This window comes from Streptomyces sp. LE64, from assembly GCF_052606915.1.
On the sequence record NZ_CP199708.1, the window covers coordinates 2,162,410 to 2,177,074 of the forward strand.

Genomic DNA, 14,665 nt, shown 5'->3' on the forward strand with positions numbered 1-14,665 from the left:
GGACGCCAGGGGTCGCGCAGGGGCGCGAGAGGGCGGGAAACGGACGCCGGCGCACGCCATACAGTGGAGGACATGACAGCGCAACCCCCCGTCGTGGAGTCCGGCGACCCCGGCGGCCACGGCTCCCCCACCGCGACCGGCGCCACCCGCGCCGAAGGCGGCTCCCCCGACCCCGGCGCACCCGGTATCCCCGGCAAGCCCACCTCGGCCTCGCGCACGACGCTGAGCCACATCATGACCCACAACGACACCAACCTCCTGGGGACGGTGCACGGCGGTGTGATCATGAAACTGGTGGACGACGCCGCGGGCGCGGTGGCCGGACGGCACTCCGGCGGCCCCGCGGTCACCGCCTCCATGGACGAGATGGTGTTCCTGGAGCCGGTCCGGGTCGGTGACCTCGTCCATGTGAAGGCACAGGTCAACTGGACCGGACGGACCTCCATGGAGGTCGGGGTCCGGGTGCTCGCCGAACGCTGGAACGAGTCGACGACCGCCACCCAGGTCGGTTCGGCGTACCTCGTCTTCACCGCCGTCGACGCGGACGGCAAACCGCGGGTCGTGCCCCCGGTGGAGCCGGAGACCGAGCGGGACCGGCGGCGCTACCAGGAGGCCCAGATCCGGCGCACCCACCGCCTCGCGCGGCGCGCGGCGATCCGCGAGCTGCGGGCCCGCCGGATCGCCGACGGCATCCTCGACTGACGCCACGCCGAAAACCCGGTGCCGGGACCCGACGCCCCTTCTAGGGTTCCGGCATGGCTTCCCTCGTGCGTCACGCAACCTTCGACTGTGCCGACCCCTACGCCCTCGCCTCCTTCTGGGCCCGGGCGCTGGACGGACGCCTCGGCGACGACGACCACCCCGGTGACCCCGAGGCACAGGTCGTCTCGGCCGGCGTCGGGCTCCTGTTCATCCGCGTCCCCGAGGGCAAGACCGTCAAGAACCGGGTCCACCTCGACCTCCAGCCCCAGGACCGCACCCGCGACGAGGAGGTCGAACGCCTCGTCGCCCTCGGCGCTACCGTCACCGGCGACCACCGCCGCCCGGACGGCTCGGGCTGGGTCACCCTCGCCGACCCGGAGGGCAACGAGCTGTGCGTGGAGCGCAGCGCAGCGGAGCGCGGCACCGGCTGACGCGCCCGCCGGTCAGCCGGCCGGGGCCGGGCAGCGGAACTCCGGGCGGGCCCGGTGCGGCGAGCAGGCCACCAGGCTCACCGAGAGGAACCGCTGTCCGGCCAGCCACCAGCCGCCCACCACGTCGTCCCCGGCGAGCAGCCGCTCCCGGGCCGCACCGATCCGGACCGGGGCGGCCGTCCGCTCCCACTCCGAGACGAACGCCTCCAGGTGCGGCAGGACCTGCGCCGCGTACCACTCCAGGGCGGCCCCGGGCTCGGACCAGGTGCCGCGCACCTGCGCGGCGGGCTTCAGCAGCCAGTGGGCCACCTCCAGGGGCGGCAGCGCATTGCCGGGGAACGTCGGGTGGGTGTCCCTGCGGGGACCGTCCCGGTGGAGCTCGAACCCGCTGCCCAGCCAGGTGTAACCGTGGTGGTGTCGTTGCACGCCGACGCTCGTCTCTCTGCGGGTGGCCCGGGCGCGGCTCCCGACCGCACGTACACGGTGCGCGCGGTGCGCCGTCGGGAGTCCGTGCCCGGACCACGGTTGGGTCAGCGACGGCCGCAGCCGTCGCCGTCGCCGCAACCGCCGTCGTCGTTGCCGCCCTTGCCGTCGTCGTCTTCGGGGTCGGCCTTGACCGGGAGCAACAGGTGCCGCATGGTGACCTCCAGCGCGCGTACGCGACGCGGGGCGGGTCCCCGCGCCGCCTTGCGGGTGCGACCCCGCGTCCGGCCGGAGTCCTTGGCGGGTACGTCGGCCGGGTGCGGGGCAACTGGGACCCTAGGGAGAACGGACCGAGCGCCGCTGCCCCATTGAGCACGATTGCTCACGTCCTGTCAGGACGAGGGGAGGGTTGCTCAACCCGATGCGAGCATGCTTCTGGCCCGTGTGATCAACCGCTGGGCTTGTGCTCCATGCACCGCCGACTCCATCAACCAGTCCCATGCCTTCTCGTACACACGGATGGTCTCGGTGTCGTCCAACCAGAGTTCGGCACCGATCGTCTCCACCACGACCACCCGACGGTCGTAGATCCAGAAGCCGTGTGAGGGTGCGCGCTTCAACGTGGCAGTCGTGGGGATGACGCCGAGCGTGACCGTGTCCAGTCCGATCACGCTCATCAGCCTGTCCAGTTGGCTGGCCATCACTTCGGGCGAGCAGGTGCGGGCGTGTAGCGCGCCCTCCCACAGAAGGAAGTGAAAGGTTCGACCAGGCTCGTAGAGCGCCTGCTGCCTGCGCAACCTGGCGCGCACGGCTTCTTCGGTGTCCTTGGGCGATTGGCGGAACTCGGCGGCCACGCTGAACACGTTGTGGGCGTACCCCGCCGTCTGCAACAACCCTGGAATGCGGACCACTTCCATGGCACGAGTGACCCTGGTGACCTGGGTCTCCAGGATGCCCAGCTCTTGGCGAGGTCGATGTCCGCTCCCCAGCTGCCTCCGCCAGGAGCGGTAGCGCGTTTCCAGACCCTTGAGCTGAGCGGTCAGCTCATCCGCCAGTCCAGGCTGCCCCACAGCCTCCGCCCAAGCGACCAGGTCGGCCGCCGAGGGAGTCTGTTTGCCGTTCTCCAGTCGACTGACCTTCGAACGTTGCCAGCCTAGAAGTTCGGCCACTCCCTTGCCGTCGAATCCCGCCTCGGTGCGCAGCTCACGGAGCCGCGCACCGAGCACGGTCCTCGCCCTCTGATAATCAGTGCTCACGCACTGGAAGGTATCCGGCGGGCGAACTCATCGGTGGGGATGGCATGGTGCCAAGCCACTTCCCTGATTTGACAGGCAGTCAGGACTTGCCGCGGTTCCTCGGTGACCTCGACCCCGAGCGTGGTGTCCTCCTGGTCGAAGTGGAACTTGACCAGGATGCGGGAATCGAACAACCAGAAGTCGAACTCGGGCAACCCCAGACGCTCGGCCTCCCCGCGGTACATGTTGCGAATGTCCTCTCCCGCCCGCACGTTGCTGATCGCGCTGGCGAGCAAGAACCTCTGCCCCTCCGTAGGGGGGTCGTCCACGAGGCGTACCCGTTCGACCCGCTTGCCCTTCGCCACCTGTGCACGAATGTTGCGGCGCCACGAGTTGTCCGGATCGCTACCGATGTTCTCCCCTCTCTGCCAGCGGCTCCACTTGTCGCTGCCGCGGTCGGACGCATAACCCCTGCGCGTTTCCAGCCTCCATGCGGAGTGTTCGAATTTCTCGAAGAGGCCGGCAACCGAGGCGAAGGGCGTCAGATCCCCCACCGTCACTCCTTCGGGCTGAACTTGACCAGCAGCTCCCTGGGAACCACTACGAAGGTCTCGGATTCCTTGACATCGCGCAGCTGGGCCAGGTGTTCGGGGTCCAGCAGACGGTCACCCTGCACGACGATCTTCCCTTCCCCCACCACCTCGTACAAGGTTGGGCAGTCTCCCTCATCCGACGTGGTGCCGAGGAACTTGAGCGTCATCGCTTTCCCTTCTCGATGGCTGGAGCACCAGAGTGCGGCAGATCCCGCGTCGGGTCCGGTCAATTGCGCGCGATTGCGAGTGAAGCGACGGTTGCACGGCACACTTGCTCATCACCGTTGGCGCCGGTCATCAGAAGGGCTCATATCCGGGGGTCGGGGACGACTCCGGGTTCGCAAGTCAGCACAGTCGGGGCAGACTTCATGCATGACGACCTCTGCAACGCCCACCTCCGAGCCGTGGTCCACGGTTCTGCAAGACGGAACCGGCCCCGTTCAGGGCGAGGTACTCGACCTGGTGCACCGCACCCGCGACTCCCAGAGCTACTGTCCCGAGCTGATCTGGGGAAATCTCCAGACGCCCGACTACGCCCGAGCCGTACTACGAAGGGTCGTGGAGTTCCACGAGGTACCCGACGACATCGAGGCCGGCGTCGCCGCGCGCACCGCACGGGCCGCGCTCATCGGGCAAGACGGGCGTACCTACCACACGCTGCTCGGCGAGCAAGCGCTCCGCCGACGGTTCGGAGGCGTGGAGGTGATGAGGGGGCAGCTGGCGCACCTCCTGGACGCCACCGAGTGGAACGGTCTGCGGCTGGGGATCATCCCCTCGCGGGCCGAACTGGTTGCGCTCCCCGAGCACGGCTTCAACATCTACGACGGCGCCCTCGTCTCGGTGGAGACCGTGGCCTCCGCCCTCGACGTCACCGAGCCGGCCGAGGTCGCGGTGTACGTGAAGGCGTTCGACTGGCTCCGGCGGTCCGCGGTCTACGGCGAGGAGGCGCGGGGGCTGATCCGGGCGGAGTTGGACGCCCTGGGGTGAGTCGCCGGAACGCCGCTGCCCCCGGCCGGGCGGCCGGGGGCAGCGGGCGGGGTGCTGCGGGGCGGGCGTCAGATGAGGCCCAGGGCGCGGACCGCTTCGCGCTCCTCGGCCAGTTCCTGGACCGAGGCGTCGATGCGGGCGCGGGAGAACTCGTTGACGTCCAGGCCCTGGACGATCTCGTAGACGCCGTCCTTGGTGGTGACCGGGAAGGACGAGATGAGGCCCTCGGGGACGCCGTAGGAGCCGTCCGAGGGGATGCCCATGGAGGTCCAGTCGCCCTCGGCGGTGCCGTTGACCCAGGTGTGGACGTGGTCGACGGCGGCGTTCGCGGCGGAGGCGGCGGAGGACGCGCCACGGGCCTCGATGATCGCGGCGCCGCGCTTGGCGACGGTCGGGATGAACTCCTCGGCCAGCCACTTCTCGTCGCCCACGACCTCGGCGGCGTTCTTGCCGCCGACGGTGGCGTGGAAGACGTCCGGGTACTGGGTGGCCGAGTGGTTGCCCCAGATGGTGAGGCGCTTGATGTCGGCGACCGTGGTGCCGGTCTTCTTGGCGAGCTGGGTGAGCGCGCGGTTGTGGTCGAGGCGGGTCATCGCGGTGAAGCGCTCGGCCGGCACGTCCGGGGCGGCGGCCTGGGCGATCAGGGCGTTGGTGTTGGCCGGGTTGCCCACCACGAGGACCTTGATGTCGTCGGCGGCGTGGTCGTTGATGGCCTTGCCCTGCGGCTTGAAGATGCCGCCGTTGGCCTCCAGCAGGTCGCCGCGCTCCATGCCCTTGGTGCGGGGGCGGGCGCCGACCAGCAGGGCCACGTTGGCGCCGTCGAAGGCGACGGTCGGGTCGTCGCTGATGTCGATGCCCTGGAGCAGCGGGAAGGCGCAGTCGTCGAGTTCCATCGCGGTGCCCTCGGCGGCCTTGAGCGCCGGGGTGATCTCCAGGAGCCGCAGCCGGACCGGCACGTCCGCGCCGAGGAGCTGGCCGGAGGCGATACGGAAGAGCAGGGCGTAACCGATCTGGCCGGCCGCGCCGGTGACGGTGACGTTCACGGGAGTGCGGGTCATGGCGTTCTCCGTATGACAGCTGGCGGTGGGGCGTCCCTGCCCCGGATGCGGGACCCCGTGCGAGCGGCCGGGTGATCGATCATCGGTTCGGATGATCGATCTCTTGGCGTCAAGAGAGATCCGCGGTCAGGCTATCGCGCCCCGGCCGACCCGGTGGGGCGGGGCCGTGTGGCCCGCCCCACAGCCCGGCCGGCGCCGCCCGCGACGGCCGGTTCCCTGCCGTCGCGGGCGCCGGGCGGGGGCTGCGGGCCCGGGCGGCGGGTGGTGGGGCGCGGGGCGGTGGGGGCGTGCGGGGCGGGGGTGCGGGGTGGGGTGCGGCCGATTCGGCCGGAAAGCGTCGACCGCACGGGCCCGGTCGGGCTCGTGCGGTCGCAGCGGCGGCGGGGTGTCGGTGGGGGCTACTCCGTGCAGCCCTTGGTGGCCGCGACGACGGCGCACGCCTTGGCGTCGTCGGCGGTCTTGACCGCCACCATCGGCGTGTAGGCGTCGCTGTCGGGCGCGGCGCCCACCTCGCCGGTCTGCTTCTTGGCGCCGGGGGCGGCGATCTCCAGGGTGTCGCCGCCGGTCGCCTGGGTGATCCGCGCCCAGGCGGCCTCGCAGGTCTTGCTGTAGCGGACCTCGACGGTGGCGGCGCCGACCCGGACGGTGCTGGCGGTGCGCGCGTACTCGCCGCCGCAGCCCATGGTCTCCGGGTCCTTGCCGGTGCAGTCGGTGCCGCTGCACTCCACCCCGGCGGGCAGCGGCTTCTTGCTGGCCGGGGCGGACGGGGTCGGTTTGGCCTCCGCCTCCTCGCCGCCGCCGAAGCCGCCGGCGAGGTAGAACGCCCCCACGACCAGGAGGACCGCGCCGACCGCGCCGGCAGCGAGGAGGGTGGCCCTCCGCTTGCCGGCAGCAGGGCCGCCGGGACGGCCGGGGCCGGGCGGGGGTCCGCCGGCGGGGCGACCGGGCGGGGGTGTGCCGGGAGGGGCGGCGTGGGCGGGACGGCGGGCGGCGGGGCCGTTGGGGACGGCCCCGCCGAGCGGGCCCTGGTAGCGGACGCTCTGGAAGGTGACGTCGGCACCGGGGGTGCCCCCGGGCGGGGTGGAGTGCTTGGGGCCGCGGGCGGCGTGGGCGCCGCCCCGGCCGGCGGGTGCTCCGCCGGGGCGTCCCGGCAGGGCGGTGGGGCCGGGGCGCGAGCCGGCGGCCTTGCGGGCGGCGGCCCGGCCGCCGGCCTCGGGGCCGCCGGTCTCGCCGAGCGCGGCCCGCGCCTGGGAGATCCGGATGGCTTCCATGGTCATGTCATGGCGCATCTCGGAGCGGCTCCACGCCCGCTCCGCCAGTTCCCACAGGGTCGTCAGGTGGACGGGGTTGGTGCCGGTGACCTCGGCGAGGGCGACGATGGCGCCCTTCGGGGCGAGCAGCCGGCCGTTCAGGTAGCGCTCCCACGACGTCTTGCTGTAGCCCGTGCGGTCGGCGAGCGCGGCGATGCCGAGCCCGCTGCGGTCGACCAGCCTGCGGAGCTGCCCGGTGAACTCCTTGACCTGCGGGTCGAGTTCCTCCGGCAAGTCCTTCCAACGAGGCATCGTGTCCCCTATCCCCCCGAACGAACCGGTACGCCGTCTACATCACTCTGTGTACACGTGAACCACGCACCCGTGCTCCCTACCGGACCGGTTACCCACAGGGATGCCCGGGCCGGGGAGACCAGTTCCCCACCCGGGGGCGCACGGAGGCGTTCGAACCACCCCGCGCGCGCCGTTCGCACGCCGAGGGGTCCGGTGCCTGCGCGCCAGTGTCCCATCGTCGGGGCCGTCCGCGATACGGAACCTGGCGTTCGGTTTCAGCGGCTTCGGCACCGGTCCGGACAGCGAATCCGGTGCCGTGCTCGGCGGTTCGTCGGGGCACCGTACCGCGTCGAGCGCGCACCGATCCCGTCCGGTGCGACGCGGATCACGTTCGGTGCGCCCGGGGACGACAGCGGCCCGCGCCCCGGGAGGGGGCGCGGGCCGCGGGCCGCACTCGAACGGCCGCCGATGCGGCCGAACGCCCGAGCGAACGAGTCGCGCCGGGCGTCCCCGTCACCTCTTGACCGTGTAGTGCAGCACGTCGTCGAGGAACGGGATCTCCAACAGCGGCTCCGGCTGGGCCATCAGCGCCAGCAGGAGGATCGATCCGCCCAGTACCCCGTAGGTGATCAGGTCGGTGAAGCGGGAGCGGACCGCCAGCATCCCCACCGAGGGCAGCGCCCAGCGCAGCACCGCCCCGCCGAGCAGCCCGATGCCGATCAGCGCCGTCCCGAGCCGGAAGAGGTCCAGCCCGGTCAGCAGCAGCCCCGCGCCGACCGTGGCGAGCACCGCGATCAGGGGCCATTGACGGGCCGGAGCGGGGGCGTCGCCGGGGGCCGCCCGGCCGCCGCCCTCGGGCCGGGCGGTGTCCCGGGTGAAGGAGAAGCGGCGGTTGCGGACCTTCACGACCCTCGGCCCGGGGGTCGGGCCGTTCGGGGTGGAGGCGGTGCCCGCAGCGTCAGCCGACACCGTTCGCGTTCCGTTCGGCCGCCTCGACGACGTTGACGAGCAGCTGCGCACGGGTCATCGGGCCGACCCCGCCCGGGTTCGGCGACAGCCAGCCCGCGACCTCGGCGACCCCGGGGTGCACATCGCCGACGATCTTGCCGTTCTCGTCCCGCGAGACGCCCACGTCCAGGACGGCGGCGCCCGGCTTCACGTCCTCCGGCTTGATCAGGTGCGGCACGCCCGCCGCGGCCACGACGATGTCGGCCCGCCGCAGGTGGGCGGCGAGGTCCCGGGTGCCGGTGTGGCACTGGGTGACCGTGGCGTTCTCGGAGCGGCGGGTGAGCAGCAGCGGCATCGGGCGGCCGATGGTGACGCCGCGGCCGACCACGACGACCTCGGCCCCGTTGATCTCCACGCCGTGCTGGCGCAGCAGCCGGACGATGCCGTACGGGGTGCAGGGCAGCGGGCCCGGCTCGTTGAGGACCAGGCGGCCCAGGTTGGTCGGGTGGAGGCCGTCCGCGTCCTTGGCGGGGTCCATGAGTTCCAGGACCCGGTTCTCGTCGATGCCCTTCGGCAGCGGGAGCTGGACGATGTAGCCGGTGCAGGAGGGGTCGTCGTTCAGTTCGCGGACGACCGCCTCGATCTCCTCCTGGGAGGCGGTGGCGGGCAGTTCGCGCTGGATGGAGGCGATGCCGACCTGCGCGCAGTCGCGGTGCTTGCCGGCCACGTACTTCTGGCTGCCCGGGTCGTCGCCGACCAGGACGGTGCCGAGCCCGGGCGTGACGCCCCGCTCCTTGAGGGCCGCCACGCGGACGGCCAGTTCGGACTTGATCGCTGCTGCGGTGGCCTTGCCATCGAGAATCTGGGCGGTCATGCCCCCATCTTCGCGGATGGCCGGCGCGGGGTTCCAATCCGGTCCGGCCGGTGGCCCGCCGCCCGGCCACCGGCGTCCGGGCGCACGGCCCGCAGGGGAACGGGGTGGACAAACGGGGAGCGGCTCGATCAGCATGGGCCGCGCAGTTCCGCGGGCAGTGTCGGGGGGTACGGGCCGCACCTGTCAGCGCTTCCTCCGGGCCGGTCCGCCCCGTTCCGCACGCCCCGACGTCACGGAGGAAGCACCCGCCATGAGTTTCGGCGCCCCGAACGCCCCCTACGGGCAACAACCCGGGCAGCCCGGGAACGGCCAGCCCCCCGGGTGGGGCCAGCAGCCACCGCCGCCGGTCGCCCAGGCCGCCCCGCCCGGCTACGGACAGCCGGTGCCCGGTCAGCACGGCTACGGGCCGCCCGGCTACGGGTACCCGCAGGCCCCGCCGCTGTACCCGCACGGCGCGGCGCCCATGAGCATGCCGGGGCTGATCATGACCGGGCGGGTGTTCCTCTTCGTCCTCAGCGCCCTCTTCATCCTGGGCGGGCTGGTCTTCGGCCTCCTGGTGGGCGCCCTCCAGGACGTCTCCAACGGCACGGGCAGCGGCGAGGAGACCGACTGGTTCGCCGGGCTCGGCTTCCTGGTCGCCGCGGTGTCCCTGGGACTGGGCGCGCTCTCCATCTTCCTGGGCGTCAAGATCGGCAGCGGCGGGACCGGCATCCGCGTCACCACCATCGTGCACGCCTGCCTGCTGGTCCTCCTCGGCGTCGGCAACATCGTCGGCGGCGAGGGGGGCACGGCGACCTTCGCGGGGGTGCTGTGGGTGGTGATGTCGGGCACCGTCCTGGTGTCGATGGTCACCCCGCAGGCCTCGGCCTGGTTCGACCGGCCGCGCCGCTGACGGTGCCCTCGCCCCCGGCGCGAATCGGGTAGCGGTCCTTCCGGGTGGCGGTTCGTCGCTCGGCGGCGCGGGCCGCGCGGAGCGTCCCGATGGGGAGCGGGGCCCGCGCGGCCCGCGGACGGTCAGAAGCCGATGATCCGCAGGTCGGGGCCGGACACGGCGTAGAAGGTGTGCCCGTCCGGGCCCAGCGCCACGTCGCTGGCGTTCAGGCCCGGGACGCCCTCGCCGGGGACGACGGCGTTGGTCGCGGTGTCGATCGCCAGGAGCGAGGCGTCCTGGGAGAGCGTGTACAGGCGGGTGCCGGCCGCGTTCACCGACAAGGTCCGCAGCCACCGGTTCGGGGTGATGTCGTAGCTCGCGGTGACGGCGTCGGTGGCGAGGTCGACGGTGAAGCCCCGGCCCGCGCTGTTCACGCCGAAGAGCCGCGTGTCGTCCGGGGACAGGGCCAGACCGGCGAAGGGGCCGCCGACGGCGCCGTTGGTGTTCTCCACGACGGGGCTGGCACCGCTGGTGTCCAGGTGCGTCAGGCCCCCGCCGCCGGCCACGTACACGTCCCCGCCGCCCGGCCGCGCGACGACGGACCCGGTGAAGTACCCGGACAGCGTCACCGCGCCGGTGAACGCCTGCTGACCGGTGTCGAACTGCAACACCCGGGTGCCCTCCGCGGTCGGACGTTGCGGGGCCGTCGGGCCGAACTGCGTCACGTACACCCGCGAGCCGTCCGCACTGACGGTCAGCTCGCTGAGGTTGCCCTCCTGATACCCCGCCGGGGTGGTCTGGGCCGGCGGCGCGACGCTGGCGACCAGGGTGTTGGTCGCGGTGTCGACCACGCCCAGCAGGGACACCGGCGAGCCGTGGCCGACCCCGTAGAGCACGTACACCCGCGAGCCGTCCGGGCTCACGGCCACATCGGCGGCGGCCGCCCGGTACCCCCCGCTCAGCAGCAGGTGCGCCGTGACGGCCCCGCTCTGCGTGTCGATCACCGCCAGGCCCGAGCCCCTGCCGCGCGACATGGTCGAGACGTACGCCCTGCGGCCGTCCGGGCTGACCGCCACCGACTGGCCTCCCGCCCCCATCTGCACGACCTGCGGGACGCCCCGCACCGGCCCGGCGCCCCCGCCCTCCGTGCGTGCACCAGCCGTGCCCGCACCGGCTACCAGCAGCGCCCCCGCGACCACCAGGGAACCTAACCAACGAGCCTTTGACACAAGCGAGTTCATGCGATCCCTCCCCTTGGACCACCGCGCCTGCCACGGCGGTCCGCACAAGCTACGGGGGAAGTCCCGCCGCGCCAACACTTTCTCCCCGCGCCGCACCCGGACCGGCCCCCCGGCAGCACTTCGCCCCGCCGCATGACGACGGGGCGAAGCATCAGGGCCGGGGATCGGGCCAACGGCGTCGGGCCGCCGGGTGCCCGGCCCCGCGCGCGGCGCGCGATCAGTGGAAGAAGTGCCGGGTGCCGGTGAGGTACATGGTGACGCCGGCCTTCTTGGCGGCCTCCACGACCAGCTCGTCACGGACCGAGCCACCGGGCTGGACCACCGCCCGGACCCCGGCCGCCAGCAGGATCTCCAGCCCGTCCGGGAACGGGAAGAACGCGTCCGAGGCGGCGAAGGAGCCCCGGGCCCGCTCGGCGCCGGCGCGCTCCACGGCGAGCTTCGCCGAGTCCACCCGGTTCACCTGGCCCATGCCGACGCCGACCGAGGCGCCGTCCTTGGCCAGCAGGATCGCGTTGGACTTGACGGCCCGGCAGGCACGCCAGGCGAAGGCGAGCTCGGCCAGCTCGCCCGGGGACAGCGCCTCGCCGGTGGCCAGGGTCCAGGACGCGGGGTCGTCGCCGTCGGCCTGGAGCCGGTCGGCGACCTGGAGCAGCCGGCCGCCGTCGACCTGCTTGACCTCGACGGTGGCGGCGGGCGCCTGGCGGGCGCGCAGCACCCGGATGTTCTTCTTGCGGGTCAGCACCTCCAGGGCGCCGTCCTCGTAGTCGGGGGCGACGATGACCTCGGTGAAGACCTCGGCGACCTGCTTCGCCATCTCCTCCGTCACCGGCCGGTTGACGGCGATGACCCCGCCGAACGCGGAGACCGGGTCGCAGGCGTGCGCCTTGCGGTGCGCCTCGGCGACGTTGGGGCCGATCGCGACGCCGCACGGGTTGGCGTGCTTGATGATCGCCACGCACGGCTCGTCGTGGTCGTACGCGGCCCGGCGCGCGGCGTCGGTGTCCGTGTAGTTGTTGTACGACATCTCCTTGCCGTGCAGCTGCTCGGCCTCCGCGAGCCCGCCGCTGCCGTCGACGTAGAGGGCGGCCGGCTGGTGCGGGTTCTCGCCGTAGCGCAGGCTGCTGCGGCGCTCGAAGGTGGCGCCGAGGAAGTCGGGGAACGCGGAGTCGTCGACGGGCGCGTACTCCGAGGCGAACCAGGAGGCGACGGCCACGTCGTAGGCGGCGGTGTGCTGGAACGCCTCGGCGGCGAGCCGCTTGCGGGCGGTCAGGTCGAAGCCGCCGCCGCGCACCGCGGCGAGCACGTCCCCGTAGCGGGCGGGGCTGGTGACCACGGCGACGGAGGGGTGGTTCTTGGCGGCGGCGCGGACCATGGAGGGGCCGCCGATGTCGATCTGCTCCACGCACTCGTCGGCGCTGGCGCCGGAGGCGACGGTCTCCCGGAACGGGTAGAGGTTCACCACCACGAGCTGGAACGGCTCGACGCCCAGCTCCGCGAGCTGGGCTCGGTGGGCGTCGAGGCGGAGGTCGGCGAGGATGCCGGCGTGCACCCGGGGGTGCAGGGTCTTGACCCGGCCGTCCAGGCACTCGGGGAAACCGGTCAGGTCCTCGACCTTGGTGACCGGGACCCCGGCGGCGGCGATCCGCGCCGCGGTGGAGCCGGTGGAGACCAGCTCGACGCCCTCGGCGTGCAGGCCGCGCGCGAGGTCCTCCAGCCCGGTCTTGTCGTAGACGCTGATCAGCGCCCGGCGGATGGCCACCTGCGCCCCGGCGGGGCTCTGCGTACCTTCGGCGGTCACGGGATCTTCACCTTTCGTCCCTCGATCGAGTAGCCGTCCCGGGCCAGCCGGCCGACGACCTCGACGAGCAGCTTGCGTTCGACTTCCTTGATGCGCTCGTGGAGCGCGGTTTCGTCGTCCTCGTCCCGGATCTCGACCACGCCCTGGGCGATGACCGGGCCGGTGTCGACGCCGTCGTCGACGAAGTGGACGGTGCACCCGGTGACCTTGGCGCCGTACGCGAGGGCGTCGCGCACGCCGTGGGCCCCGGGGAAACTGGGCAGCAGTGCGGGGTGCGTGTTGACGGTGCGCCCGCCGTAACGGGCCAGGAACTCCTTGCCCACGATCTTCATGAACCCGGCCGAGACGACCAGGTCGGGCGCGTGGGCGGCGGTGGCCTCGGCCAGCGCACGGTCCCAGGCGTCGCGGGTGGGGTAGTCCTTGACCTGCCGGACGAAGGTGGGCAGCCCCGCGCGTTCGGCGCGCTCCAGGCCGACGGTCCCCGGGCGGTCGGCGCCCACGGCGACGACCTCGGCACCGTAGTGCTCGGGTCCCGCGGCGGCGATGGCGTCGAGGAGGGCCTGAAGGTTCGTTCCTGATCCGGAGACCAGCACGACCAGGCGCTTGGCGGCCACGGTGGGGGCCCTTTCTCACGGGGGCGTTCGACGGTCGGCGAGGTGTGCCGTGGTCCGCCGCCGTCCCGCCCCGCGCACGGCGCCTTGGACGTTCGCACGAGGGTGCGGCGGGTCCGGATACGGGGAACCCTACGAAGCGGCCGACCGGCAGCAACGATACCGGCGCCGGTCGCCCGGTCGCCCCCGGGGACGGGACCGGCGGCCTCCCGGGCGCTCCCGCCCGGCGGACCGGGGCGGAACACCACGTGGGCACCGTTCGTTCCCCGGGTGTGCCCGGGCCGACGGCACGCTCCCCAGGAGGGGCCGTACGGTCGCGCACCGGGGGCGGGCCCGTACCATCACTGGGGTCCACCGCGGTCCGCGCCGTCCCGGCCGGGCCGCCCAGCCGGATCGGCGCGGACCCCGCGAGATCCACCGCGCTCCACCGAGGGGAAGTCGCACACCCGATGCCGCACCCGAGCCTCCGCCCCCTGCCGCAGCACCCGTGGCCCGCGCCCGGGTCCGTCCACGGCGCCCTCCTGCTGCGGGACCGCGGCCAGACCGAGCAGCCGGGGGCGTCCCCGTCGCACGGCGGCGAGGGCGACGGTTCCGGTGACTCCGGCGGGCGGGACCGGTCCGGCTCGGACCGGGACAACCCCTTCGCGCCGCCGCCAGCGGGCGCCCCGGACCGGCCCTGGCGGCCCCGCCGCTCGGAGGGCTCGGGCGGCTCGGGCCAGGACGGCGACGAGGGCGGCGGCGGGCGGGGCCCGTGGGGCGGCCAGTGGAGCGACCGGCAGCCCGGACGGACGTCCGGGCGGTTCGGGGACCGGCCCGGGCAGGGCTCGGGCCCCGAGGGACAGCCGCCGAACATGCGCTGGGACCCCTCCGACCCGGCGCAGCGCCGGGCCCGGTTCGCCCTGCTCACCGGCATGTGGGCGTTCTTCTTCGCCCTGTTCAGCTGGCCCTACGTGGCGCTGATGCTCGGTGCGCTCGCGGTGTACTGGGGCGTCAGCGCGGTGCGCGGCGGCCCCCGGCGGGAGCGGTCCGGCGCGGAGGCCGGGGACGGCGAACGCGCCGGCGCCAAGGGCTCCCGGAGCGCCGCCGAGGGCGGCTCCTCGGTGGCGGTGCGTTCGATGAGCACCGCGGCGATCAGCGGGCTGGTGACCGGCGGGCTGGCGCTGGCGATGGTCGCGGCCACGTTCACCGCCCAGTTGGTGTACCGGGACTACTACGTGTGCGTACGGGACGCGCTGACCGTTCCGCAGCAGGACTCCTGCGAGGACCTGCTGCCCAAGGAACTGCGTCCGCTGCTGAGCACCAAGGACTGAACCCCGCTCCGGCACCACCGACGGCGCCCCGCACCCCCC

General features: G+C 73.3%; 16 protein-coding genes. 5 read left to right on the forward strand and 11 right to left on the reverse strand.

What is annotated here, in order from left to right; translation table 11 throughout:
* Nucleotides 1-72 precede the first annotated feature (72 nt).
* Both ACSMX9_RS09545 and ACSMX9_RS09550 read left to right on the forward strand, forming a co-directional pair.
* Nucleotides 73-702, forward strand: coding sequence for an acyl-CoA thioesterase (locus ACSMX9_RS09545; RefSeq protein WP_445401602.1), 630 nt, complete (start codon nucleotides 73-75; stop codon nucleotides 700-702).
* 53 nt (nucleotides 703-755) lie between these two features.
* On the forward strand, nucleotides 756-1,133 hold the full coding sequence (locus tag ACSMX9_RS09550) for a VOC family protein (protein WP_445401604.1): 378 nt from the start codon (nucleotides 756-758) through the stop codon (nucleotides 1,131-1,133).
* 12 nt (nucleotides 1,134-1,145) lie between these two features.
* Here the strand turns inward: ACSMX9_RS09550 and ACSMX9_RS09555 are convergent, their stop codons facing one another.
* The 4 genes from ACSMX9_RS09555 to ACSMX9_RS09570 all read right to left on the reverse strand — a co-directional run bounded on the left by ACSMX9_RS09555 (nucleotide 1,146) and on the right by ACSMX9_RS09570 (nucleotide 3,551).
* A complete protein-coding gene (locus ACSMX9_RS09555; protein ID WP_445401606.1) occupies nucleotides 1,146-1,559 on the reverse strand; it encodes a hypothetical protein in 414 nt (137 codons plus the stop codon).
* Between the two features lie 410 nt (nucleotides 1,560-1,969).
* Nucleotides 1,970-2,812, reverse strand: coding sequence for a helix-turn-helix domain-containing protein (locus ACSMX9_RS09560; protein WP_445401607.1), 843 nt, complete (start codon nucleotides 2,810-2,812; stop codon nucleotides 1,970-1,972).
* Entirely contained in the window at nucleotides 2,809-3,345 is a 537-nt protein-coding gene (locus ACSMX9_RS09565) for a DUF6879 family protein (RefSeq protein ID WP_445401609.1), read from the reverse strand. The genes ACSMX9_RS09560 and ACSMX9_RS09565 overlap by 4 nt, the downstream gene beginning before the upstream one ends.
* Nucleotides 3,346-3,347: 2 nt before the next feature.
* Nucleotides 3,348-3,551, reverse strand: a complete 204-nt coding sequence (locus tag ACSMX9_RS09570) for a hypothetical protein (protein WP_445401611.1) — start codon at nucleotides 3,549-3,551, stop codon at nucleotides 3,348-3,350.
* 205 nt (nucleotides 3,552-3,756) lie between these two features.
* On the opposite strand from ACSMX9_RS09570, the gene ACSMX9_RS09575 reads away from it, so the two are divergent.
* The gene (locus tag ACSMX9_RS09575; RefSeq protein ID WP_445401613.1) at nucleotides 3,757-4,371 is read left to right on the forward strand and encodes a DUF5753 domain-containing protein; all 615 of its coding nucleotides are present in this window, start codon (nucleotides 3,757-3,759) and stop codon (nucleotides 4,369-4,371) included.
* A 68-nt stretch (nucleotides 4,372-4,439) separates the two neighbouring features.
* On the opposite strand, the gene ACSMX9_RS09580 is transcribed toward ACSMX9_RS09575, so the two are convergent.
* From ACSMX9_RS09580 to ACSMX9_RS09595, 4 genes are all read right to left on the reverse strand, one after another.
* A complete protein-coding gene (locus ACSMX9_RS09580) occupies nucleotides 4,440-5,429 on the reverse strand; it encodes a malate dehydrogenase (RefSeq protein ID WP_445401615.1) in 990 nt (329 codons plus the stop codon).
* A 398-nt stretch (nucleotides 5,430-5,827) separates the two neighbouring features.
* Nucleotides 5,828-6,991 carry an XRE family transcriptional regulator gene (locus ACSMX9_RS09585; RefSeq protein WP_445401617.1) on the reverse strand — a complete coding sequence of 388 codons (1,164 nt, stop codon included), beginning with the start codon at nucleotides 6,989-6,991 and terminating at the stop codon, nucleotides 5,828-5,830.
* Nucleotides 6,992-7,486: 495 nt separating this feature from the next.
* Nucleotides 7,487-7,942: a DUF3017 domain-containing protein gene (locus tag ACSMX9_RS09590; protein ID WP_445401619.1), complete on the reverse strand. Its 456-nt coding sequence runs from the start codon at nucleotides 7,940-7,942 to the stop codon at nucleotides 7,487-7,489.
* Nucleotides 7,932-8,795, reverse strand: coding sequence for a bifunctional methylenetetrahydrofolate dehydrogenase/methenyltetrahydrofolate cyclohydrolase (locus ACSMX9_RS09595; RefSeq protein WP_351246955.1), 864 nt, complete (start codon nucleotides 8,793-8,795; stop codon nucleotides 7,932-7,934). The genes ACSMX9_RS09590 and ACSMX9_RS09595 overlap by 11 nt, the downstream gene beginning before the upstream one ends.
* Before the next feature lie 250 nt (nucleotides 8,796-9,045).
* Between ACSMX9_RS09595 and ACSMX9_RS09600 the strand changes: the two genes are divergently transcribed.
* A complete protein-coding gene (locus tag ACSMX9_RS09600; RefSeq protein ID WP_445401620.1) occupies nucleotides 9,046-9,687 on the forward strand; it encodes a hypothetical protein in 642 nt (213 codons plus the stop codon).
* A 122-nt stretch (nucleotides 9,688-9,809) separates the two neighbouring features.
* Here the strand turns inward: ACSMX9_RS09600 and ACSMX9_RS09605 are convergent, their stop codons facing one another.
* The 3 genes from ACSMX9_RS09605 to purN all read right to left on the reverse strand — a co-directional run bounded on the left by ACSMX9_RS09605 (nucleotide 9,810) and on the right by purN (nucleotide 13,319).
* The gene (locus ACSMX9_RS09605; protein ID WP_445401622.1) at nucleotides 9,810-10,907 is read right to left on the reverse strand and encodes a YncE family protein; all 1,098 of its coding nucleotides are present in this window, start codon (nucleotides 10,905-10,907) and stop codon (nucleotides 9,810-9,812) included.
* Nucleotides 10,908-11,124: 217 nt separating this feature from the next.
* The gene (gene purH / locus ACSMX9_RS09610) at nucleotides 11,125-12,705 is read right to left on the reverse strand and encodes a bifunctional phosphoribosylaminoimidazolecarboxamide formyltransferase/IMP cyclohydrolase (protein ID WP_445401624.1); all 1,581 of its coding nucleotides are present in this window, start codon (nucleotides 12,703-12,705) and stop codon (nucleotides 11,125-11,127) included.
* Nucleotides 12,702-13,319 (reverse strand): phosphoribosylglycinamide formyltransferase, encoded by a 618-nt coding sequence (purN, locus tag ACSMX9_RS09615; protein ID WP_351246963.1) that lies wholly within the window; start codon nucleotides 13,317-13,319, stop codon nucleotides 12,702-12,704. Before purN ends, purH begins: the two co-directional genes overlap by 4 nt.
* 446 nt (nucleotides 13,320-13,765) lie before the next feature.
* Between purN and ACSMX9_RS09620 the strand changes: the two genes are divergently transcribed.
* Nucleotides 13,766-14,626: a hypothetical protein gene (locus tag ACSMX9_RS09620; RefSeq protein ID WP_445401626.1), complete on the forward strand. Its 861-nt coding sequence runs from the start codon at nucleotides 13,766-13,768 to the stop codon at nucleotides 14,624-14,626.
* The last annotated feature ends 39 nt before the right edge of the window (nucleotides 14,627-14,665 follow it).